Genomic DNA, 18,534 nt, shown 5'->3' with positions numbered 1-18,534 from the left:
CTCTCAAACAAACGAAAGTTCTAGGATTTTTCTGCATCCCTTCGCCTAGAACTTCTAATTGCCCGCTTTATGTGAATTTCATATATTTTTTATCTTCGCTCAGCTCATGAACTAGCACAACAAGTTAATTTAGAAACTGTTTTCATAATATTGTGTTGAATTTCATTTCATACAGAGCTGCTTTGAAAAGTCCATTGGAATAAAAGCAGAAAATATATACAGGCAGGCGCTGCGATATAAAATATATTAAAGGAGGAATTTGAATGCATTTTGCTAAGCTTCACGGGCTTGGAAACGATTTTATTTTAATAGAAAATCTCGATTCTGATATAGAAGATCTCAGTGAAATTGCAATAAAAGGCTGTGATAGGCATTTTGGAGTTGGTGCAGATGGATTGCTGGTTGTAGAAAAATCAAAAATAGCGGATATCAAAATGACAATTATAAACTCCGATGGAAGCGTTGCTGAAATGTGTGGAAATGGTATAAGATGTTTCGCAAAGTATATATATGAAAAAGGAATCGTTAAGAAGGATTCCATATCCGTTGAAACCCTTGCGGGAATAATGAAAATAAAACTTAAAGTTGAAGGGGGGATTGTATCTGGTGTGAAGGCTAATATGGGTTCCCCTTCCTTTGAAAAGGCTCTTATTCCATTTAAAGGGGAAGTTGATAACAGAAGTTATTTTATTGAAGTGAATGGAAAAAACTATAGTGCGTCCACACTGCTGATGGGGGTTCCGCATACAATTTTATATGTTGATGATGTTGATGATGATGAAATAATTAGGGTTGGAAGAGAAATTGAAAATATGAGCATTTTCCCTTCGAAGACCAATGTCAACTTTGTGAAGATAATTGATAGGAATAATATAAAATTGAAAACCTGGGAAAGGGGGGCAGGTCTTACACTTGCCTGTGGAACAGGAACCTGTGCAAGTGTAGTAGCTTCATATATTAATGGGCTTACTGAAAATAAGGTCAGAGCCAAATTACAAGGTGGATATATGTATATCGATTATGATGGTGAAAATGTTTTTATGGAAGGACCTGCTGAGTTTATATGTGAAGGGGAATTGCTGCTTTAAACAAATTATACACCTATTAAATATGCTTAAAACACGATAAGCCATGTTCAAAAAAGTGAGGTTAATATTTGCTTCTGTAATAATTTTTATATTTTTCAAATATTAATAAATATGTAGAATTTTTTTATGGAGGGGTATGGTTGAAAGCAAAGTTAACCTCATTAGTTTTAGCAGCAGCTATGATGATGTCGCTCATTGGTTGTGAAGCAAGAGAAACAAATTCGGGCAATGTTCAGCAATCTTCATCATCGAAGCAAAAAGTAGTTGTCGTTGTGGTTGATAAGAAAACAAAGGCACCGGTAAAGGATGCAAAGGTTTATGTCGTTGGAAATGAAACTGCGTACATAACCGATGAAATGGGGAAAACCAAGGAGATAGAAGTTGATTTAAACAAGGGGTATTTTGAGAGATATTCCGATGAGGTAAAAAAGATCATAAGATCAGGATTTTTGAGCATAGTTGTTGTAAAAGAAGGTTATGGTAAACATTTGGAAATGGATTATTGCATATATCCTGGCAGTTCTATATCCATAGTAAAAGCTGAAATTTCAAGCGGCACAAAGCACACTGTGAATTATAACAAACCCGATGTTTCATATATTGAAAATCTGGTAAAGAGTTATGAGAAGTATGAAGGACAGGGCAACAATGCGGGTAGCATGGTAAAATATAAAATTGCTGTCAAGGATCAAAATAATAGACCACTTGAAGGAGTAAAAATCGTAATACCAGAGATAATGATGTCGACTAAAACGGACAAGAAAGGCCTTTGTGAGTTTGAAGTTCCATATGACAAAACTACAAATGACAATTACCCTGTTAAGAAGGAGTACGGTGAGATAACTATCCTTGCTTATAAGGAAGGCTATGCCTTCAGTACGGTTCTGGGAGCACATGTAAAGCAAGGAGGTAAGGACAATAGTGCTCAGATTAAAATGAAACAGTCTAAAAACTTCAAGGTGGATTATTCCCTTTGTGAACCGGATGAAGAGTGGATCAATTTATTAATGAATTATTATAAATAGTAACAAGTTTATTCCTCCAGAATATTATAATTTAAGACCATGTTCTGGAGGTTTTAACATTGAAGGTGGTTAATAGAACTTCTAAAGTACCTGCGTATATATTTTCAAGGTTAGAAAAAATAAAAGAAAGGCTTGGTCAAAAAGGGATAGAAATACTGGACCTTGGAATTGGCGATCCTGATATTCCTACACCTGAGTTTATATTAAAATCCATGGGAGAAGCTATTTTGGATCCTAGAAATCATAGATATCCACCCTATATTGGCATTGATAGATTCAGAAAATCTGTAGCAGATTATTATTACAGAAAGTTTGGTGTCAAATTGGATTATAAAAAAGAAATTGCAGCCCTTATTGGTTCTAAGGAAGGGATTGCACATATATTTTTGGCACTTGCTGACGTGGGAGACTATGTTTTAATTCCCGACCCTGCGTATCCTGTTTATCTGGCAGGTGCTGTTATTGCAGGTTGCAGCATTTATAAGATGAAGCTTCTAGAGGATAACGGTTATTTGCCACAATTGGATGATATAGACTCTGAAGTAGCCCGCAGGGCAAAGCTTTTAATTGTAAATTATCCAAATAATCCAACAGGTGCTGCTGCAACTTTGGATTTCTTTAAAAGGCTGATAGAATTTGGGAGGAGAAATGATATCGTTATAGCAAACGATGGAGCCTATCTGGATATATCATGCAGCGGCTTTAACACAGTAAGCTTGATGCAGGTTGATGGTGCCAGTGATATCGCCGTTGAGTTTGGAAGCCTTTCAAAATCATTTAATATGACGGGATGGCGTCTTGGATATATCGTGGGGAACAGAGAAGTTATAGAAAAATTAATGGTTGTTAAAACTAATTTCGATTCAGGCCAGTTTAGTGCCATTCAGCAGGCGGGTGCTGATGCACTTAACCGTGGAGATGAATTTGTTAATTATATTAATAAAATATATCAGGAAAGAAGGAATTTAGTAACCGATTTGCTTAAAAATAAAGGTCTACATGTATACGATTCAAAGGGAACATTTTATGTCTGGTTTAAGGTTCCAGATGGATATAGTTCAGATGATTTTGCTTCCTACTTGTTGGAGAAAACAGGTGTACTGATCACTCCTGGAAGCGCCTTTGGAAGTCAGGGAGAAGGTTACTGCAGGATATCTCTTACATCAAGTGAAGAAACACTAAAAAAGGCAATGAACAAAATATGCAGCATTGATTTTTAGCCCGTGAATTTCATGGGCTTTTATTTTGTTAAGCAGAAAAATCCTGGAACTTTCGTGACTTAAGCAAGGCGAGTTTAACGAAAGTTCTTGATTTTTCAAATCTCAAGCCTTAGAACTTCTTTGTTAAGCGTGCTGGTGAATGAAATATATTTTTATCGCAGCGCTGATCTTCAAATTTATTTAGCACAACGAGTTAATTTATAAAATAAGCTTGAAAGATTATGATATAATTAGGTATAATGAGAAAGAATTAAGAAATAATACATTAAAGAAATTAAATGGAGAAAATAAACTGGTGGGTGAAAAAAATGATTAAAAGCATGACAGGATATGGACGGGGCAGTACAGAGGAGGATGGCAAAGCCTTTAATGTGGAGATTAAAGCTGTTAATAACAGGTATCTGGATATCAATATAAGGCTTCCAAAACAGATTTATGCACTTGAGGACAATATAAGGAAATATATTGCGTCAAGGATATCTCGTGGTAAGATAGATGTGTACATAAATCAGGAAAAATTTAGCGATGACGATATATCCATTAACGTCGATGAACAGCTTGCAAAAGCCTATTATGATGCCTTTATAATGCTTAGGGACAGGTTTAACCTGAAGGATGATATTGCTGTATCGCTATTGGCTAAATCACCGGAAGTCATAACCGTTGAAAATAAGGAAGAAGATCTTGAAAAAACATGGGAAATTCTTTCAAGGGCCTTGGATGAAGCCCTGGATATGTTTATTGACATGAGGAGCAGAGAAGGATTAAAATTAAGCAGGGATATACAGGAAAGATGTGCTTTTATTCACAGGTTAGTTTTGGATATTGAAGAAAGGTCGCCCAGAGTAGTCGAGGAGTATAGGGAGAAAATTTCCCAGAGAGTGTCGGAGTTTTTAAAGGATATAGAATTGGATCAATCAAGGCTCTTAAATGAAATAGCTTTTTTTGCAGATAAGTGCAATATAACTGAGGAAATCGTAAGGCTTAAAAGCCACATAGATCAGTTTGTAAATTCACTTTTAAGCAGTGAACCTGTTGGAAGAAAGCTTGATTTCTTAATTCAGGAAATGAATAGGGAAACAAATACTATTGGCTCAAAGTCAAATGATCTATACATAACGAAATTAGTGGTTGAAATTAAAAGTGAGCTTGAAAAAATAAGAGAACAGGTTCAAAACATTGAATAACAGGAGGTTGTTTTATGGCAATTAAACTTATTAACATAGGATTCGGCAATATAGTTTCAGCTAACAGGCTCGTGGCTATAGTAAGCCCTGAATCGGCTCCAATTAAAAGAATAATACAGGAGGCCAGGGATAGAGGAATGCTCATAGATGCTACCTATGGAAGAAGAACCAGGGCGGTTATTATAACAGACAGCGATCATATAATTTTGTCTGCAGTGCAGCCTGAAACAGTCGCTCACAGGCTTTCATCAAAGGATATTGAAGAAGATATTGAAGAAGATGAAGAATAAAATAGGAAGGGGAACGAGATGTCACAAAAGGGACTTCTAATAGTTATTTCTGGACCCTCAGGAGCTGGTAAGGGAACACTGTGTAAGGCGCTGCTTGAAAGGAACAATGATATAAAGCTTTCAATATCCTGTACTACGAGGCAGCCGAGGGAGAGAGAAGTGCACGGGAAAAATTATTTCTTTATAACCCATGAAGAGTTCCAGGAGATGATCAAAAGAAACGAGTTTCTTGAACATGCCGAGGTATATGGCAATTTATATGGTACTCCAAAATCATACGTGGAGCAGTCGCTTAATGGTGGCAGTGATGTTATACTTGAAATAGACATTCAGGGAGCATTGAAGGTTAAAGAAAATTATCCGGAAGGCGTCTTTATATTCATTATGCCTCCTTCTATGGAGGAATTAAAGAATAGGATAATCAAAAGAGGGTCAGAAACCGAAAAGTCTCTCTTGACTCGCTTTAACTCAGCTTTTAAAGAGATCAATTATGTATCCAATTATAATTATGTAGTCATAAATGATGTGGTTAGTGAAGCTGTTAAAAAGATAGAGAGCATTATAACTGCTGAAAAATGCAGAGTTGATCGTATGAAAAAATCAGGCATGCTTTTACAGGAGGTTGGTTTAAATGAGTAGCAATTCTATGATTAATCCATCAATAGTTTCACTTCTTGAGAAGGTTGATAACAGGTACTCTCTTGTGGTTATAGCGGCCAGAAGGGCCAGACAGATTGTGGATGGAGCAAAAACCCTCGTTGATATAGAATCAACAAAGCCTGTTACGATTGCAATAAATGAAATTAACGAAGGGAAAATCAAGTACGAAAGCGTAAAATCAGGTATAAAATAAGAGGTGTGACAATGTTTGAAAATAAAACCGTTGTACTTGGAGTAAGCGGAGGAATTGCTGCTTATAAGGCCCTCGATATTGTAAGTAAACTAAAAAAAAAGAATATAAATGTACATGTTATTATGACAGAGTCAGCTAAAAAATTTGTAACTCCCTTAAGTTTTCAAGCATTGAGTCAGAATTATGTGATATCAGATATGTTTCAGGAGCCCAAAAGCTGGGAAATTCAGCATATTTCCCTGGCAGAAAAGGCTGATCTTTTTGTAATTGCCCCAGCAACAGCCAATGTCATTGGAAAAATTGCTGGAGGTATAGCCGATGATATGCTGACAACTACGGTGATGGCGACAAAGGCACCTGTTTTAATTGCTCCTGCTATGAATACAAACATGTATGAGAACCCTATAGTTCAGAGGAATATATCCTTTTTAAAATCACTTAATTACTACTTTGTTGAACCGGATGAGGGAAGGCTTGCATGCGGCGTTGTAGGCAAAGGAAAGCTGGCTGACACTGAAAAAATAGTTGATGTCATTGAAATGCTGCTTTATGAACCAAAGGATTTAACCGGTAAAAAAATACTGGTAACTGCTGGTCCTACACAGGAAGACATCGATCCTGTAAGGTATATAACAAACCGTTCAACAGGGAAGATGGGCTATGCTATTGCCAGGGCTGCCAGAAATAGGGGAGCTGAGGTTGTATTAATATCAGGTCCTACGGGTTTAAAGCCTGTTGAAGGGGTAGAACTTGTTAAAGTACATAGCGCTGATGATATGTACAATGAGGTTTTAAAACGATTTGATAAAGTTGATATAGTTATAAAGTCTGCAGCGGTGGCTGATTATAGGCCAGAAACTAAGAGTACAAGTAAGCTCAAGAAATCTGATGATGATTTAAGCATCAGTCTTACAAGGAATAAGGATATATTGCAGACGCTTGGCGGACAAAAAACAAATCAAATACTTGTTGGTTTTGCTGCTGAGTCGGATGATCTTATCAACAATGCATTGTCAAAGATAAGTAAGAAAAATCTTGATATGATAGTTGCAAATGATATAACCATGGAGGGTGCAGGATTTGCAGTAGATACTAACAGGGTTAAGATTATATTGAGGGACGGAAGGATGATTGAGTCGCCGATTATGACTAAGGAAGAGCTTGCACATGTAATATTGGATCATATTTTGACTATAGAGCGCTGAGGCGCTTTTTTTAATAACGTGAAAATTGCGCTGGTTGTGGAGGAGAGCCATGTTTAAAATTGCATCAATTATTATCAACAATTCAGCCAAAGAAATGGACAGGGAATTTGACTATATTATACCTGATGAATTGGAAGAACTTATTAGATCAGGAATGAGGGTTATTGTTCCTTTCGGAAGCTCGAATAAATATACTGAAGGCTATGTAATGAAAATAAAGCAAGGTACTGAACTCACCCATTATAAGCTAAAAAAAATTATTGATGTGGCAGATAAAGATGTTATACTCACAGAAGAATTAATTGAGCTTGCATATTTTATTAAAAATAAATATTACTGTACAATGTGGGATGCAATCCAAACCATAGTTCCGGCGGGGATAAGTTTAAAGGAGAACATATATATAAAGCTTAAAGCGCCCTTGTCAATTAAAATCCCCGATAAATATAATGAAATATTAAGTTGCATAGATGACAAGAAATATGTCGATATAAGCGTGATTGAAAAGAATTTTAATAAAAAATTAAAAAGATCTATCATTTTTAATATGGAAAGGGAAGGTATAATAGAGTTAAAAAGGAAAATGGATCAGAAGGTTAAGGAAAAAACCCTTGACATATATGTTCCACTTGAGGTAGAAAAGTGTAATGAGTTTATTCAAAATCCTCCTCCAAGATACAGAAAACAGGCGGAAATATTAAAACAGATAATTGATAATAAAGATGAACACACAATTACAGAATTATGCCGCAAATATAAGTGTACTCCAGGTGTTATAAAGGGACTTGAAGGCAAAGGTCTTCTTGTAAAGATCAAAAAGGAAATTTACAGAGAACCTGTGAAGGATGAGCATGTGTACCCTAAGGTTGAGCTTACTTTAGATCAAAAAAAGGCACTAACTGCTATAATTGAGGGATATAAAAATGGTATTAACACATTTTTACTACATGGAGTAACTGGCTGCGGAAAAACGGAGATTTATTTAAATCTCGTAGAAAAATTTTTAAAGCATGGGTACGGAGCAATTGTTTTAGTTCCTGAAATTGCCCTAACGCCACAGACCGTAGAAAGGTTTAAGGGAAGGTTTGGGGAAGTAGTTGCAGTGCTGCACAGCAGGCTTTCTAATGGCGAAAGGTTCGATGAATGGAGAAAAATAAAAAGCGGAGAGGTTAAGGTGGTTGTGGGTGCAAGATCTGCGGTTTTTGCCCCGGTAAACAACCTTAAACTCATAATAATAGATGAGGAGCACGAGTATTCCTATAAATCTGAGATGACACCCAAGTACCATACCAGGGAAATAGCTGAATTCAGAATAAAGCAAAATCAAGGCCTTTTAATACTGGGTTCGGCTACGCCTTCGTTTGAGAGTTATTATAATGCGAAATCTGGAGCATATGGACTTGTTGAAATTACTAGAAGAGTTGATAATAAAAATCTACCTGAAGTAAGAATAGTTGATATGAGGGAAGAGTTGAAGGCAGGAAACAGATCCATATTCAGCGTGGAACTTTTTGACTCGATAAAAGAAAATTTAAATAGAGGTCATCAAACAATTTTATTTTTAAACAGAAGAGGATACTCAACCTTTGTATCATGCAGGGCTTGTGGCTATGTAAGCAAATGTCCACATTGCGATGTATCACTTACTTATCACTCCTCAAACAATAAGCTTATATGCCATTATTGCGGATTTGAATCTAAAATGCACCAGGTATGTCCGAACTGTGAAAGCAAGTACATAAAATATTTTGGAACTGGAACAGAAAGAATCGAAAGCGAAATAAAAAAGTATTTTCCGAATGCAAGGGTACTACGAATGGATATGGATACCACCCGAAAAAAGGGTGAGCATGAAAGGATCTATAATGAATTTAAAAACAATAATGCGGACATACTGGTAGGAACTCAAATGATAAGTAAGGGAATGGATTTCAAAAACGTAACGCTTGTAGGTATTCTGGCTGCTGATATGATACTGAATCTTCCTGATTTCAGATCCTCTGAAAGGACTTTCCAGCTAATAACCCAGGTTTCTGGGAGAGCTGGAAGAGGAGACAAAGCTGGCAGAGTTATAGTTCAAACCTATGATCCTGAACACTACAGCATAATCTATGCAAGCAAACACGACTATGTTAATTTTTATAATAGAGAAATACAGATAAGAAAGATGTTAAATCATCCTCCCTTTACTGACATCCTTTATGTTTTGTTAACCTCTCCGAAGGAAGATGAACTTATAAAAGCGTGTATGGAACTGAAGGATGAATTTAGATATTTATATGGCAGAAAAGATATAGAGATTCTCGGACCCGTACCAAACCATATATCGAAAATAAAAAATAATTATAGGTGGCATATTATCTTTAAAGGTGAAATTCATAAGTATTATGAAATTATAAATGAAACAGCTAGTAAAAAGTTAGCTGGGACATCTATTAATTTTAGTTTTGATGTTAATCCATATAGCATGATTTAGGAGGTCATAAAATGGCATTGAGACAGATGAGGATAATGGGAGATGAAATTCTCAGGAAGAAAAGCAGACCAGTTGAAAAAATAGATGATAGGATAAAAAGTTTAATCGACGATATGGTGGAAACAATGTATCATGAGGATGGAGTTGGACTTGCAGCTCCACAGGTTGGAGTTTTAAAGCGAATAATAGTAATAGATGTTGGAGAAGGACCAATAAAGCTTATAAACCCCGAGATTATTGACTCTGAAGGAACTCAGACAGAGGAAGAAGGGTGCCTTAGCATTCCAGGAGAGAGGGGGATTGTTGAAAGGCCTGCTGAGGTTAAAGTTAAGGCATTAAATGAAAATGGAGAGGAAGTAATCATTGAAGGAACAGGGCTTCTTGCAAGGGCCCTCTGCCATGAGATTGATCATTTAGATGGAATACTTTTTGTTGACAGGATAAAGAAAGCTTAAGGTTGGTGATAAAATGAGGATAGTTTTTATGGGTACTCCGGAGTTTTCTGTTCCGTCGCTGGAAAGGCTGATTAAGGAATATGATGTTGTAGGTGTGTTTACTCAACCCGACAGGCCAAAGGGAAGAGGTCAGAAAGTACAATTTACTCCTGTGAAAGAGATTGCCTTGAAGCATAATATACCGGTTTTTCAGCCTGAAAGGTTAAGGAAGGATAATCAATCCATTGAAAGTTTAAGGAAGCTTAACCCTGACGTTATAGTTGTTATAGCCTATGGTCAAATTTTGCCCAAGGAAGTTTTAGAAATACCAGTACATGGATGCATAAATGTTCATGCATCCCTTCTTCCACGCTTGAGGGGAGCTGCTCCAATCAACTGGGCAATAATAAATGGTTATACCAGAACCGGGATTACAACAATGCTTATGGATGAAGGTCTCGATACTGGTGATATGCTTTTAAAGGAAGAGATCGATATTTTGGAAGGGGAAACAGCAGGGGAACTACATGATAGGCTTATGATCCTGGGAGCAGATGTATTAATTAAAACTTTAAAAGCACTTGAAGCAGGACAGTTGAAACCTGAGAAACAGGATGATTCCATGTCCACCTATGCTCCCATGTTAAAAAAGGAACTTGGACGCATCAATTGGGATAAAAATGCAAAAGATATATATAACCTCATAAGAGGAGTTACTCCCTGGCCAGGTGCCTACTGCTACTATAAAGGTACCATGATAAAAATATGGAAGGCTGATAAGATAGATGAAGGTGATCGCAGCAATCCTGGAGAAATATTGAAGGTTTCAAGGGAAGGGATTGAAGTGGCATGCAGGAAAGGAAGTATAATAATAAAAGAGCTTCAGGAAGTGGGAGGAAAAAGAATGAATGTTGCTGCTTATCTTAATGGACATAACTTAAAATCAGGAGAAAAGCTTGAATAGAGGTGGTTATATGTTTCCATTTTATTTTGGATATTTTGACCCTACTTATATAATGTTAATACCTGCAATTTTGTTTTCATTATATGCACAGAGCAGGATCAGCTCTACTTTTTCAAGGTACTTACAGGTAAGATCCTACAAAGGTATAACAGGAGCTGAGGCTGCAAGAATTATTCTGGATAGAAATGGATTATACGATGTGCCCATAGAGGTAATAAGAGGACATTTAACGGATCATTATGACCCGTCAAGAAAGGTTTTACGACTTTCTGAGGATGTATACTATGGTAATTCCATAGCATCAATTGGAGTGGCTGCCCATGAAGCAGGTCATGCACTTCAGCATCAGTCAGGCTATGCGCCGCTCTCAATCAGAAATAGCCTTGTACCCGTTGTCAATATTGGCTCAAATCTTTCATGGGTATTTATAATATTAGGGTTCTTTATGGGTTTCTCTGCTTTTATAAATCTTGGAATATGGCTCTTTTCGGGGGCAGTTATATTCCAGTTGATTACCCTTCCCGTGGAGTATAACGCAAGCTCAAGGGCAATAAAGCAGCTTGAAGAAAACTATATAATAGATGATGACGAAGTAAGAGGGGCAAGAAAAGTGCTGGATGCTGCTGCCCTTACCTATGTAGCAGCTACACTCATGGCTGTTTCGCAGCTTTTAAGATTGCTTATTATAACAAGGGATTCAAGGGACTAACAATTTTCCAGGAGGATATTAAATGGAGGACAAATCACGATTAGTAGCAGTTAAAACGCTCTGTGACATTGATGAAAATAAAGCATATTCGAATATTAGGTTAAACCATTATTTTAAGAAGTACAACCTTGAACAAATTGACAGGGCCTTTGCATCAGAGATACTTTATGGAACTTTAAGATGGAAAGCTAGAATAGACTACTTTATTCAAAGGTTTTCACGAGTGAAGATTGAAAAGATGAGCCTATGGGTGCTTAACTGTCTCAGAATAGCAGTATACCAGATATTTTTCATGGATAAAGTACCAGATTTTGCAGCGGTTAATCAATCAGTGGAAATTGTTAAGCTTAAGGATAAAAAATCTTCCTCCTTTGTAAATGGGGTACTCAGGAATATTCTGAGGAGAAGGAATGAATTTGATAGAATAGACATAAAGGATGATATTAAAAGACTTTCGATAGAATATTCCCATCCAGAATGGTATGTAAAGAAGTTTTCAAATGAGTTAGGAAGGGATTTTGTGGTAGATTTAATGAAGAAAAATAATCTACCTCCTTCTTTGTCAATAAGAGTAAACACCTTGAAATGCACCAGAGATGAACTTAAAAAGGTACTGCATGAAAAAGGAATTGAAGTATATGACGGTAAGGTTGAGGAATCCTTAGTGCTTAAGGGATATGGTCCTATCGAAAAGTCTGAGGAGTTTATAAAGGGGCTTTTCACTGTTCAGGATGAGAGTTCCATGCTTGTATCTAGAGTGCTAGCCCCCAAGCCTGGAGAAAGGGTAATGGATTTGTGCAGCGCACCCGGTGGTAAAACCACCCATATTGCACAGCTTATGAAAAACAACGGTGAAATTCTGGCCTTTGATATCCATGAACATAAGTTGGAGTTAGTCGAACAGAATGCTTCAAGGCTTGGAATAGATATTATTCGAACTTATCTGAAGGACTCATCGATTTTTATGAAGGAATTCGAGAATTCTTCAGATAGAGTTTTAGTAGATGCTCCATGTTCAGGGCTTGGACTAATTAGGAAGAAACCTGAAATTAGATGGAATGTTACAATGAAGGATATAATAAACCTTCAAAAAGTCCAATATGAAATTTTAAAAAATGCATCGAGATATTTAAAAATAAATGGAACGTTGGTATACAGCACATGCACAATAACTCATGAGGAAAACGAAGAAATAATAAAGAAGTTTTTAAATGAGCATGACAATTTTGAACTGGTAGACATATGTTTCGTATTACCTGAGAGATTTAAGGTTCAAACGTGTAAAAATGGATATATAAAACTATTTCCAAACATGCATGATGTTGATGGTTTCTTTATAAGTAAACTTAGAAGAAAATGGTGATTTAATGATTGAATTTAGAGATATGCAGATAAACGAAATTGAGGACGTTGTAGTCAATAATGGCGAAAAGATGTTTAGAGGAAAACAAATTTTCAAGTGGATACATAAGGGTGTTGAATCCTTTGACGAGATGACAAACCTTCCGAAGAATCTCAGGGAAAAGCTTTCCAGTTTGGGATTTATTAAAAACATGGAGATAGCTGCAAAGCAGGAGTCAAGTATAGATGGAACTGTTAAATATCTTATGGAACTTAAAGATGGAAATTTAATTGAATGCGTACTAATGAAATATTCCTTCGGAAACTCAATATGTATATCTACTCAGGCGGGCTGCAGCATGGGATGCAGCTTCTGTGCTTCAACAATTGGGGGCAAAAACAGGGATTTAACCGCTGGTGAAATGTTGGGTCAAATCCTTAAGGTACAGAGGGATTCAGGTTTGAAGGTTTCAAACGTTGTGCTTATGGGAACGGGTGAACCACTTGATAACTTTGAAAACGTGGTGAAATTTTTAAGAATTGTGAATCACAGTGAAGGTCTAAATATCGGTATGAGGCACATTACAATTTCAACCTGTGGACTTGTTCCTGAAATAAAAAGGCTTGCTGACCTTAATCTTCAAATAACACTTGCAGTGTCCTTACATGCACCAAATGATAATATAAGAAAACAGATAATGCCCGTTGCGAGAAGATATGATATCGATGAACTGCTTGATGCATGCAGATATTATATAAATAAGACAAATAGAAGAATTACCTTTGAATATTCCCTCATACATGAGGTGAACGATAGAGAAGAACATGCAAGAGAACTTTCTGCGCGGATAAAGGATATGTTATGTCATGTTAATCTTATACCCCTCAATAAAGTTAAGGAAAGAAAATATAATAAGTCCGATAGAGAAGCAGTTGAAAGGTTCAGGGATATATTGGTTTCAAGTGGAATTCAGACTACCATAAGGCGAGAACTTGGCAGCGATATCGATGCCTCCTGCGGTCAGCTGAGAAGAGGATATATTGGCAACAAGTTATGATGGGGGTGGTATATTGTATATAAAGTGTAAAACTGATAGAGGAAGAATAAGGGAAACAAATCAGGATTATGTATTAACTTTTAAAGGCAGCAAATATACGCTTCTTATAGTAGCTGATGGGATGGGAGGACATAATGCAGGAGAAACTGCAAGCAGGATAGCAGCTACGACTTTAAGGGAGTTTATAATTGAAAACATTAATAGTTATCATGAAAAGGACGAACTTATAAGAGATGGTATTCTTGAAGCAAATCGTAAAGTGTTTGAGGAATCATTGAAGGATGAAAAATATAAGGGAATGGGCACTACCGTAACCTGCTGCCTTATCTTACAAAATAAACTTTATCTGGGACACGTGGGAGACAGCAGGGCTTACATAATAAATGTAAGAGAGATAAGAAAAATAAGCGAAGACCATTCCTATGTTCAGGAGCTTATCAATAAAGGAAGTATAACTGAAGCAGAAGCCCAAATGCATCCTCAGAGGAATTTGATAACACGTGCAATTGGGATTGATAAATATGTCGTTGTCGATACTAAGATTGAAAATTTGGAGGATAAGGACTGTGTACTTTTATGTAGTGATGGATTGACGTCCTACGTAAGCAGCGAAGAAATGTGGAAGATGATATTGGATAAAAGGGAAGATGCTGTGGATGATTTGATCAACCTGGCTAATGAAAGGGGAGGAAGTGATAACATATCCATTATCATAGCCAGAAAGGGTGATGAAGATGAATAACCTTGCAGGCAAAATACTTGGAAACAGATACCTTCTGCTTGAGAAAATCGGAGATGGAGGTATGGCCCTGGTTTATAAAGCTAAATGTCAGCTTTTAAATAGATATGTTGCTGTTAAAATATTGAGGCCGGAGTTTACAACGGATGAAGAATTTATAAAGAAGTTTAAGAGGGAGTCAATGGCTGCAGCAAGCTTATCTCATCCAAATATTGTGGGGATTTATGATGTTGGAGAAGAGGATGGAATATACTACATAGTTATGGAATATGTTCATGGCAAAACCCTTAAAGAATATATTAGAGATAAAGGTAGGCTTGATTATAAGGAAACGCTTGAAATTTCTTATAAAATAGCTCTGGCACTTGAACATGCACATAAAAATGGTGTTGTCCATAGAGATATAAAACCACATAACATACTTATAACCGAGGATAAGCTTGTCAAAGTAACTGACTTCGGTATAGCCAGGGCATCGACATCCTCCACAATGACCAATACTGGCAAGATAATGGGATCCGTTCATTACTTTTCACCGGAGCAGGCCAGAGGGGGATTTAGCGATCACAGGACTGATTTATATTCTCTGGGAGTTGTAATGTACGAAATGCTGACAGGCAAACTTCCCTATGAGGCAGATAGCCCGATATCCATAGCTATAAAACATATACAGGATACGCTTGTTGAGCCATCACGGATGAATAGTGATATTCCTGATGCTGTAAATGATATAGTCGTTAAAGCCATGGAAAAGGATATGACAAAAAGATATCAGAGTGCGAGGGATATTATAAACGATATCCTTGCCGCACAGAGGAATCCAAATCAGACCCTGACAACCGCTGCAAATGATGATGATGGATACACTAAAATAATACCTGTAGAGGATATAGGAAGGGTACTGGAGAATAAGGATAGAAAATCGTACAAAAGAAAGAGAATTTGGAAGTTTTTAATACTTCTTGTTTCACTTTTTATTCTTGGGACACTCCTTTATTTTGCATATAAGACTTATTTTGTAGTAAATGAAACTCAGGTGCCTAAAATAGTCGGATTGAAGCAGGAGGAGGCACAAAAAATTCTTCGAGATTATAAACTTGCCATGCAGGTTATCGATAGCCAGCCAAGTGAGATGGAAGAAGGGCGTGTATTAAGGGTAATTCCTGATGAAGGTTCAAGTATAAAGGAAAATGAAACTGTAAAGGTTATACTAAGTTCAGGTCCTAAGAAAGTTACTGTGCCAAATCTTGTAAAGTCAGATATCATTGAGGCTGAATACAGACTTCAATCGGCAGGGCTTAAATTAGGTTCCGTTGAAAGAAGGAAGAGCAATGATGTTGCGAAGGGACTAATTATAGACCAGGAGCCTAAACCGGATACCCAAGTTATTGAAGGAAGCGAGGTCAATATAATCGTGAGCGATGGACCTGAAATAAAATACGTTAGGGTTCCACTGCTGATTGGAAAGACGCTTGAACAGGCAAAAAAGGAGCTTGAAAACAGCAATCTGGTGCTTGGCAATATTGAATACGGGCAGGATACAAAGTATATCGACGGAGTGATCATAGACCAAAGTATAATGGCAAATAAAGAAGTTTCGGAAGGTACGAGGGTAGATGTCAAGGTAAATTCCAACAAGGTGCAGCAGAATGAAGAAAACAATAAGGAAAACAATAATGAAAGTAATAAGGAAAACATTGAGGACCAACTACCAAACCAGTCCCCAAATAAACCTTGATATAATTCAAACAAGCAGTAATGTATGGAGGGCAATATGGCAAAGGGTATACTGTTGAAGGGAATTGCGGGCTTTTATTATGTGGAACTTGAGGATGGCAAACTCATTGAATGCAAGGCAAGAGGTAAATTCAGGAAGGATAAGTTAAGCCCTATAGTTGGCGACAGGGTGGAAGTGGAGCTTATAGATGAATCCCATGGGGTTATAACTGGAATCTCAGAAAGAAAAAATCAACTTATAAGGCCACAGGTTGCCAATGTGGATCAGTCAATTATCGTATTTGCTTTAAAAAACCCAGACATCAGCTTCATATTGCTGGATAAGCTTCTTATACTATCTGAGCATAACGATTTGACATCTATTATCTGTCTGAACAAAAGCGACCTCGATGGGGATAATACCTTTGAAGAGGTGAAAAACATTTACGAGAATATAGGATACAAGGTTATAAAGACAAACGGAAAAACAGGGGAGGGTATAGACAGTTTAAAAAATGTGATTAAGAACAAGGTATCGGTGTTTGCCGGCCCTTCAGGAGTTGGTAAATCAACTCTGTTTAACAGCTTACAGGATAAAGTGAAAATGGAAACAGGGGAGATAAGTTCAAAAATAAACAGAGGAAAGCATACTACCAGGCATGCGGAGCTGATTGAGGTAGAAAAGAATACTTATCTGGTTGATACTCCGGGATTTTCTTCTATAGATTTGAGTTTTATGGAACCAGAATACCTTCAGTATTCTTTTAGAGAGTTTAAGGATTATATAGGTAGATGTAAGTTTTCATCATGTTTGCACATAAAGGAGTACGGATGTTCTGTAAAGGAAGCCGTGGAAGAGGGGAAAATACAACAGAAAAGGTATGATAATTATAGAGATATACTATTAGAGCTTATGGAAAACAGGAGGATGAAAAAATGGTAAAAATAGCACCATCTATTTTATCTGCAGATTTTGGAAATCTTTATGAAGATATTGCCAAGGTTGAAAAGGCTGGTGCCGACTATCTACATATAGACGTAATGGATGGACATTTCGTACCCAACATAACGATAGGTCCCCTTGTAGTAGAAGCGCTGAGATCAAAATCATCTCTGGTATTTGATATTCATCTTATGATAGAAAATCCGGACATATATATTCCTGCCTTTGCAAATGCCGGGGCTGATATCATAACTGTGCATGCAGAGGCGTGCATACATCTTCACAGGACCATACAGAATATAAAAAGCCATGGGGTAAAGGCTGCAGTTGCCTTAAATCCTGCTACTTCCCTTGATATATTGGAATATGTATTGAATGATGTTGATATGGTACTTTTAATGACGGTAAATCCAGGATTTGGGGGACAGAAGTTTATAGATGGTTCTTTAAATAAAATACAAAAGCTTAGAGATATTGTCAATTCAAGAGGTATTGATGTTGAAATTGAAGTTGACGGGGGAATTAATTTGAATAACGTTAAAGAGGTTGTGGATGCCGGTGCTAATGTTATAGTAGCTGGTTCAGCTATCTTTGGAAGCACAGATGTGGAAAAAACTATAAGAAACTTTAAGGAATTGGTGATATAATTGAAATCCGTCATAATAGCTCATGGAAAACTTGGCAAGGAAGACATAGTGGAAAAGGAATGCTCCACCGCAGACATAATTATATGTGCCGATGGAGGAGCTGAGTATGTATATAAAAGGAATATTATTCCTGATTATCTGGTCGGTGATTTCGACTCGATTGACAAAGGCATTTTGGAACATTTCGAAAGTCGTAAAGTAAATATTATTCGATTTCCAAAGGAAAAGGACTATACCGATACGGAGATTTGCGTTTTAAAGGCGATTGAATTTGGCAGCACTGAAATTTGCATACTTGCAGGGGTAGGGAGCAGAATAGACCACAGCCTTGGGAACATATTTTTGCTTTCAAGCCTGTATGACAGGGGAATAAGAGGATATATTGCATCGAGTGATTCATATATATATCTGTGCAGGGATGAAATAACCATAGAGGGGAATAGAGGGGATATTATATCGATTATACCGCTTAAGGGAGATGCTCAAGGTATATATACTTCGGGCTTAAAGTACAGCCTTAACAATGGCACCATTAGCTTTGGAAGGGCCTATGGGGTTTCCAATGAGATGACTGGGAGCGTCTGCAGCATAAAAATTACATCGGGTGAAGTACTTGTTATTAAAACTCATGATATATAA

Annotated in this window: 19 protein-coding genes; all 19 read left to right on the top strand. The window is 36.9% G+C overall.

Annotation, left to right across the window (positions count from 1 at the left end):
• Positions 1-263: 263 nt before the first annotated feature.
• A complete protein-coding gene (dapF, locus tag EDD71_RS05545) occupies positions 264-1,088 on the top strand; it encodes a diaminopimelate epimerase (protein ID WP_133627756.1) in 825 nt (274 codons plus the stop codon).
• Positions 1,089-1,228: 140 nt separating this feature from the next.
• Complete coding sequence (locus tag EDD71_RS05540; protein ID WP_133627755.1) at positions 1,229-2,113, top strand: hypothetical protein; 885 nt, start codon at positions 1,229-1,231, stop codon at positions 2,111-2,113.
• A 65-nt stretch (positions 2,114-2,178) separates the two neighbouring features.
• A complete protein-coding gene (locus EDD71_RS05535; RefSeq protein WP_243116411.1) occupies positions 2,179-3,333 on the top strand; it encodes an LL-diaminopimelate aminotransferase in 1,155 nt (384 codons plus the stop codon).
• A gap of 308 nt (positions 3,334-3,641) precedes the next feature.
• The gene (locus EDD71_RS05530; protein WP_133627753.1) at positions 3,642-4,520 is read left to right on the top strand and encodes a YicC/YloC family endoribonuclease; all 879 of its coding nucleotides are present in this window, start codon (positions 3,642-3,644) and stop codon (positions 4,518-4,520) included.
• A gap of 14 nt (positions 4,521-4,534) precedes the next feature.
• Positions 4,535-4,810, top strand: a complete 276-nt coding sequence (gene remA, locus EDD71_RS05525) for an extracellular matrix/biofilm regulator RemA (protein ID WP_133627752.1) — start codon at positions 4,535-4,537, stop codon at positions 4,808-4,810.
• An 18-nt stretch (positions 4,811-4,828) separates the two neighbouring features.
• Positions 4,829-5,449 carry a guanylate kinase gene (gmk, locus tag EDD71_RS05520; RefSeq protein ID WP_133627751.1) on the top strand — a complete coding sequence of 207 codons (621 nt, stop codon included), beginning with the start codon at positions 4,829-4,831 and terminating at the stop codon, positions 5,447-5,449.
• Positions 5,442-5,663, top strand: a complete 222-nt coding sequence (rpoZ, locus tag EDD71_RS05515) for a DNA-directed RNA polymerase subunit omega (protein WP_243116408.1) — start codon at positions 5,442-5,444, stop codon at positions 5,661-5,663. Before gmk ends, rpoZ begins: the two co-directional genes overlap by 8 nt.
• Positions 5,664-5,674: 11 nt before the next feature.
• A complete protein-coding gene (coaBC, locus tag EDD71_RS05510; protein WP_133627750.1) occupies positions 5,675-6,868 on the top strand; it encodes a bifunctional phosphopantothenoylcysteine decarboxylase/phosphopantothenate--cysteine ligase CoaBC in 1,194 nt (397 codons plus the stop codon).
• A gap of 49 nt (positions 6,869-6,917) precedes the next feature.
• On the top strand, positions 6,918-9,344 hold the full coding sequence (gene priA, locus EDD71_RS05505) for a primosomal protein N' (RefSeq protein WP_133627749.1): 2,427 nt from the start codon (positions 6,918-6,920) through the stop codon (positions 9,342-9,344).
• 11 nt (positions 9,345-9,355) lie between these two features.
• Positions 9,356-9,799 carry a peptide deformylase gene (def, locus tag EDD71_RS05500; RefSeq protein ID WP_133627748.1) on the top strand — a complete coding sequence of 148 codons (444 nt, stop codon included), beginning with the start codon at positions 9,356-9,358 and terminating at the stop codon, positions 9,797-9,799.
• A gap of 13 nt (positions 9,800-9,812) precedes the next feature.
• Positions 9,813-10,742 (top strand): methionyl-tRNA formyltransferase, encoded by a 930-nt coding sequence (gene fmt / locus EDD71_RS05495; RefSeq protein ID WP_133627747.1) that lies wholly within the window; start codon positions 9,813-9,815, stop codon positions 10,740-10,742.
• A gap of 10 nt (positions 10,743-10,752) precedes the next feature.
• Positions 10,753-11,451: a zinc metallopeptidase gene (locus tag EDD71_RS05490; protein ID WP_133627746.1), complete on the top strand. Its 699-nt coding sequence runs from the start codon at positions 10,753-10,755 to the stop codon at positions 11,449-11,451.
• A gap of 22 nt (positions 11,452-11,473) precedes the next feature.
• Entirely contained in the window at positions 11,474-12,814 is a 1,341-nt protein-coding gene (rsmB, locus tag EDD71_RS05485; RefSeq protein WP_133627745.1) for a 16S rRNA (cytosine(967)-C(5))-methyltransferase RsmB, read from the top strand.
• Between the two features lie 4 nt (positions 12,815-12,818).
• On the top strand, positions 12,819-13,850 hold the full coding sequence (gene rlmN, locus EDD71_RS05480; protein ID WP_133627744.1) for a dual-specificity RNA methyltransferase RlmN: 1,032 nt from the start codon (positions 12,819-12,821) through the stop codon (positions 13,848-13,850).
• 13 nt (positions 13,851-13,863) lie between these two features.
• The gene (locus tag EDD71_RS05475) at positions 13,864-14,592 is read left to right on the top strand and encodes a Stp1/IreP family PP2C-type Ser/Thr phosphatase (RefSeq protein ID WP_166636355.1); all 729 of its coding nucleotides are present in this window, start codon (positions 13,864-13,866) and stop codon (positions 14,590-14,592) included.
• Positions 14,579-16,327: a Stk1 family PASTA domain-containing Ser/Thr kinase gene (gene pknB, locus EDD71_RS05470; RefSeq protein ID WP_133627742.1), complete on the top strand. Its 1,749-nt coding sequence runs from the start codon at positions 14,579-14,581 to the stop codon at positions 16,325-16,327. Before EDD71_RS05475 ends, pknB begins: the two co-directional genes overlap by 14 nt.
• 36 nt (positions 16,328-16,363) lie before the next feature.
• Positions 16,364-17,248, top strand: coding sequence for a ribosome small subunit-dependent GTPase A (rsgA, locus tag EDD71_RS05465; protein WP_133627741.1), 885 nt, complete (start codon positions 16,364-16,366; stop codon positions 17,246-17,248).
• Entirely contained in the window at positions 17,242-17,895 is a 654-nt protein-coding gene (gene rpe / locus EDD71_RS05460) for a ribulose-phosphate 3-epimerase (protein ID WP_133627740.1), read from the top strand. Before rsgA ends, rpe begins: the two co-directional genes overlap by 7 nt.
• A complete protein-coding gene (locus EDD71_RS05455) occupies positions 17,896-18,534 on the top strand; it encodes a thiamine diphosphokinase (RefSeq protein ID WP_133627739.1) in 639 nt (212 codons plus the stop codon). It abuts the gene before it with no gap.

The organism is Fonticella tunisiensis (assembly GCF_004364155.1).
In the GTDB taxonomy this organism is placed as follows: domain Bacteria; phylum Bacillota; class Clostridia; order Clostridiales; family Caloramatoraceae; genus Fonticella; species Fonticella tunisiensis.
The sequence above is the reverse complement of the archived record's forward strand: the minus strand, read 5'-3'. Positions and strand labels throughout refer to the sequence as shown.

Coding starts and splice junctions, on each gene's coding strand:
- dapF (WP_133627756.1), top strand. CDS start 264: ATGCATTTTGCTAAGCTTCACGGGCTTGGAAACGATTTTATTTTAATA.
- EDD71_RS05530 (WP_133627753.1), top strand. CDS start 3,642: ATGATTAAAAGCATGACAGGATATGGACGGGGCAGTACAGAGGAGGAT.
- remA (WP_133627752.1), top strand. CDS start 4,535: ATGGCAATTAAACTTATTAACATAGGATTCGGCAATATAGTTTCAGCT.
- gmk (WP_133627751.1), top strand. CDS start 4,829: ATGTCACAAAAGGGACTTCTAATAGTTATTTCTGGACCCTCAGGAGCT.
- rpoZ (WP_243116408.1), top strand. CDS start 5,442: ATGAGTAGCAATTCTATGATTAATCCATCAATAGTTTCACTTCTTGAG.
- coaBC (WP_133627750.1), top strand. CDS start 5,675: ATGTTTGAAAATAAAACCGTTGTACTTGGAGTAAGCGGAGGAATTGCT.
- priA (WP_133627749.1), top strand. CDS start 6,918: ATGTTTAAAATTGCATCAATTATTATCAACAATTCAGCCAAAGAAATG.
- def (WP_133627748.1), top strand. CDS start 9,356: ATGGCATTGAGACAGATGAGGATAATGGGAGATGAAATTCTCAGGAAG.
- fmt (WP_133627747.1), top strand. CDS start 9,813: ATGAGGATAGTTTTTATGGGTACTCCGGAGTTTTCTGTTCCGTCGCTG.
- EDD71_RS05490 (WP_133627746.1), top strand. CDS start 10,753: ATGTTTCCATTTTATTTTGGATATTTTGACCCTACTTATATAATGTTA.
- rsmB (WP_133627745.1), top strand. CDS start 11,474: ATGGAGGACAAATCACGATTAGTAGCAGTTAAAACGCTCTGTGACATT.
- rlmN (WP_133627744.1), top strand. CDS start 12,819: ATGATTGAATTTAGAGATATGCAGATAAACGAAATTGAGGACGTTGTA.
- pknB (WP_133627742.1), top strand. CDS start 14,579: ATGAAGATGAATAACCTTGCAGGCAAAATACTTGGAAACAGATACCTT.
- rsgA (WP_133627741.1), top strand. CDS start 16,364: ATGGCAAAGGGTATACTGTTGAAGGGAATTGCGGGCTTTTATTATGTG.
- rpe (WP_133627740.1), top strand. CDS start 17,242: ATGGTAAAAATAGCACCATCTATTTTATCTGCAGATTTTGGAAATCTT.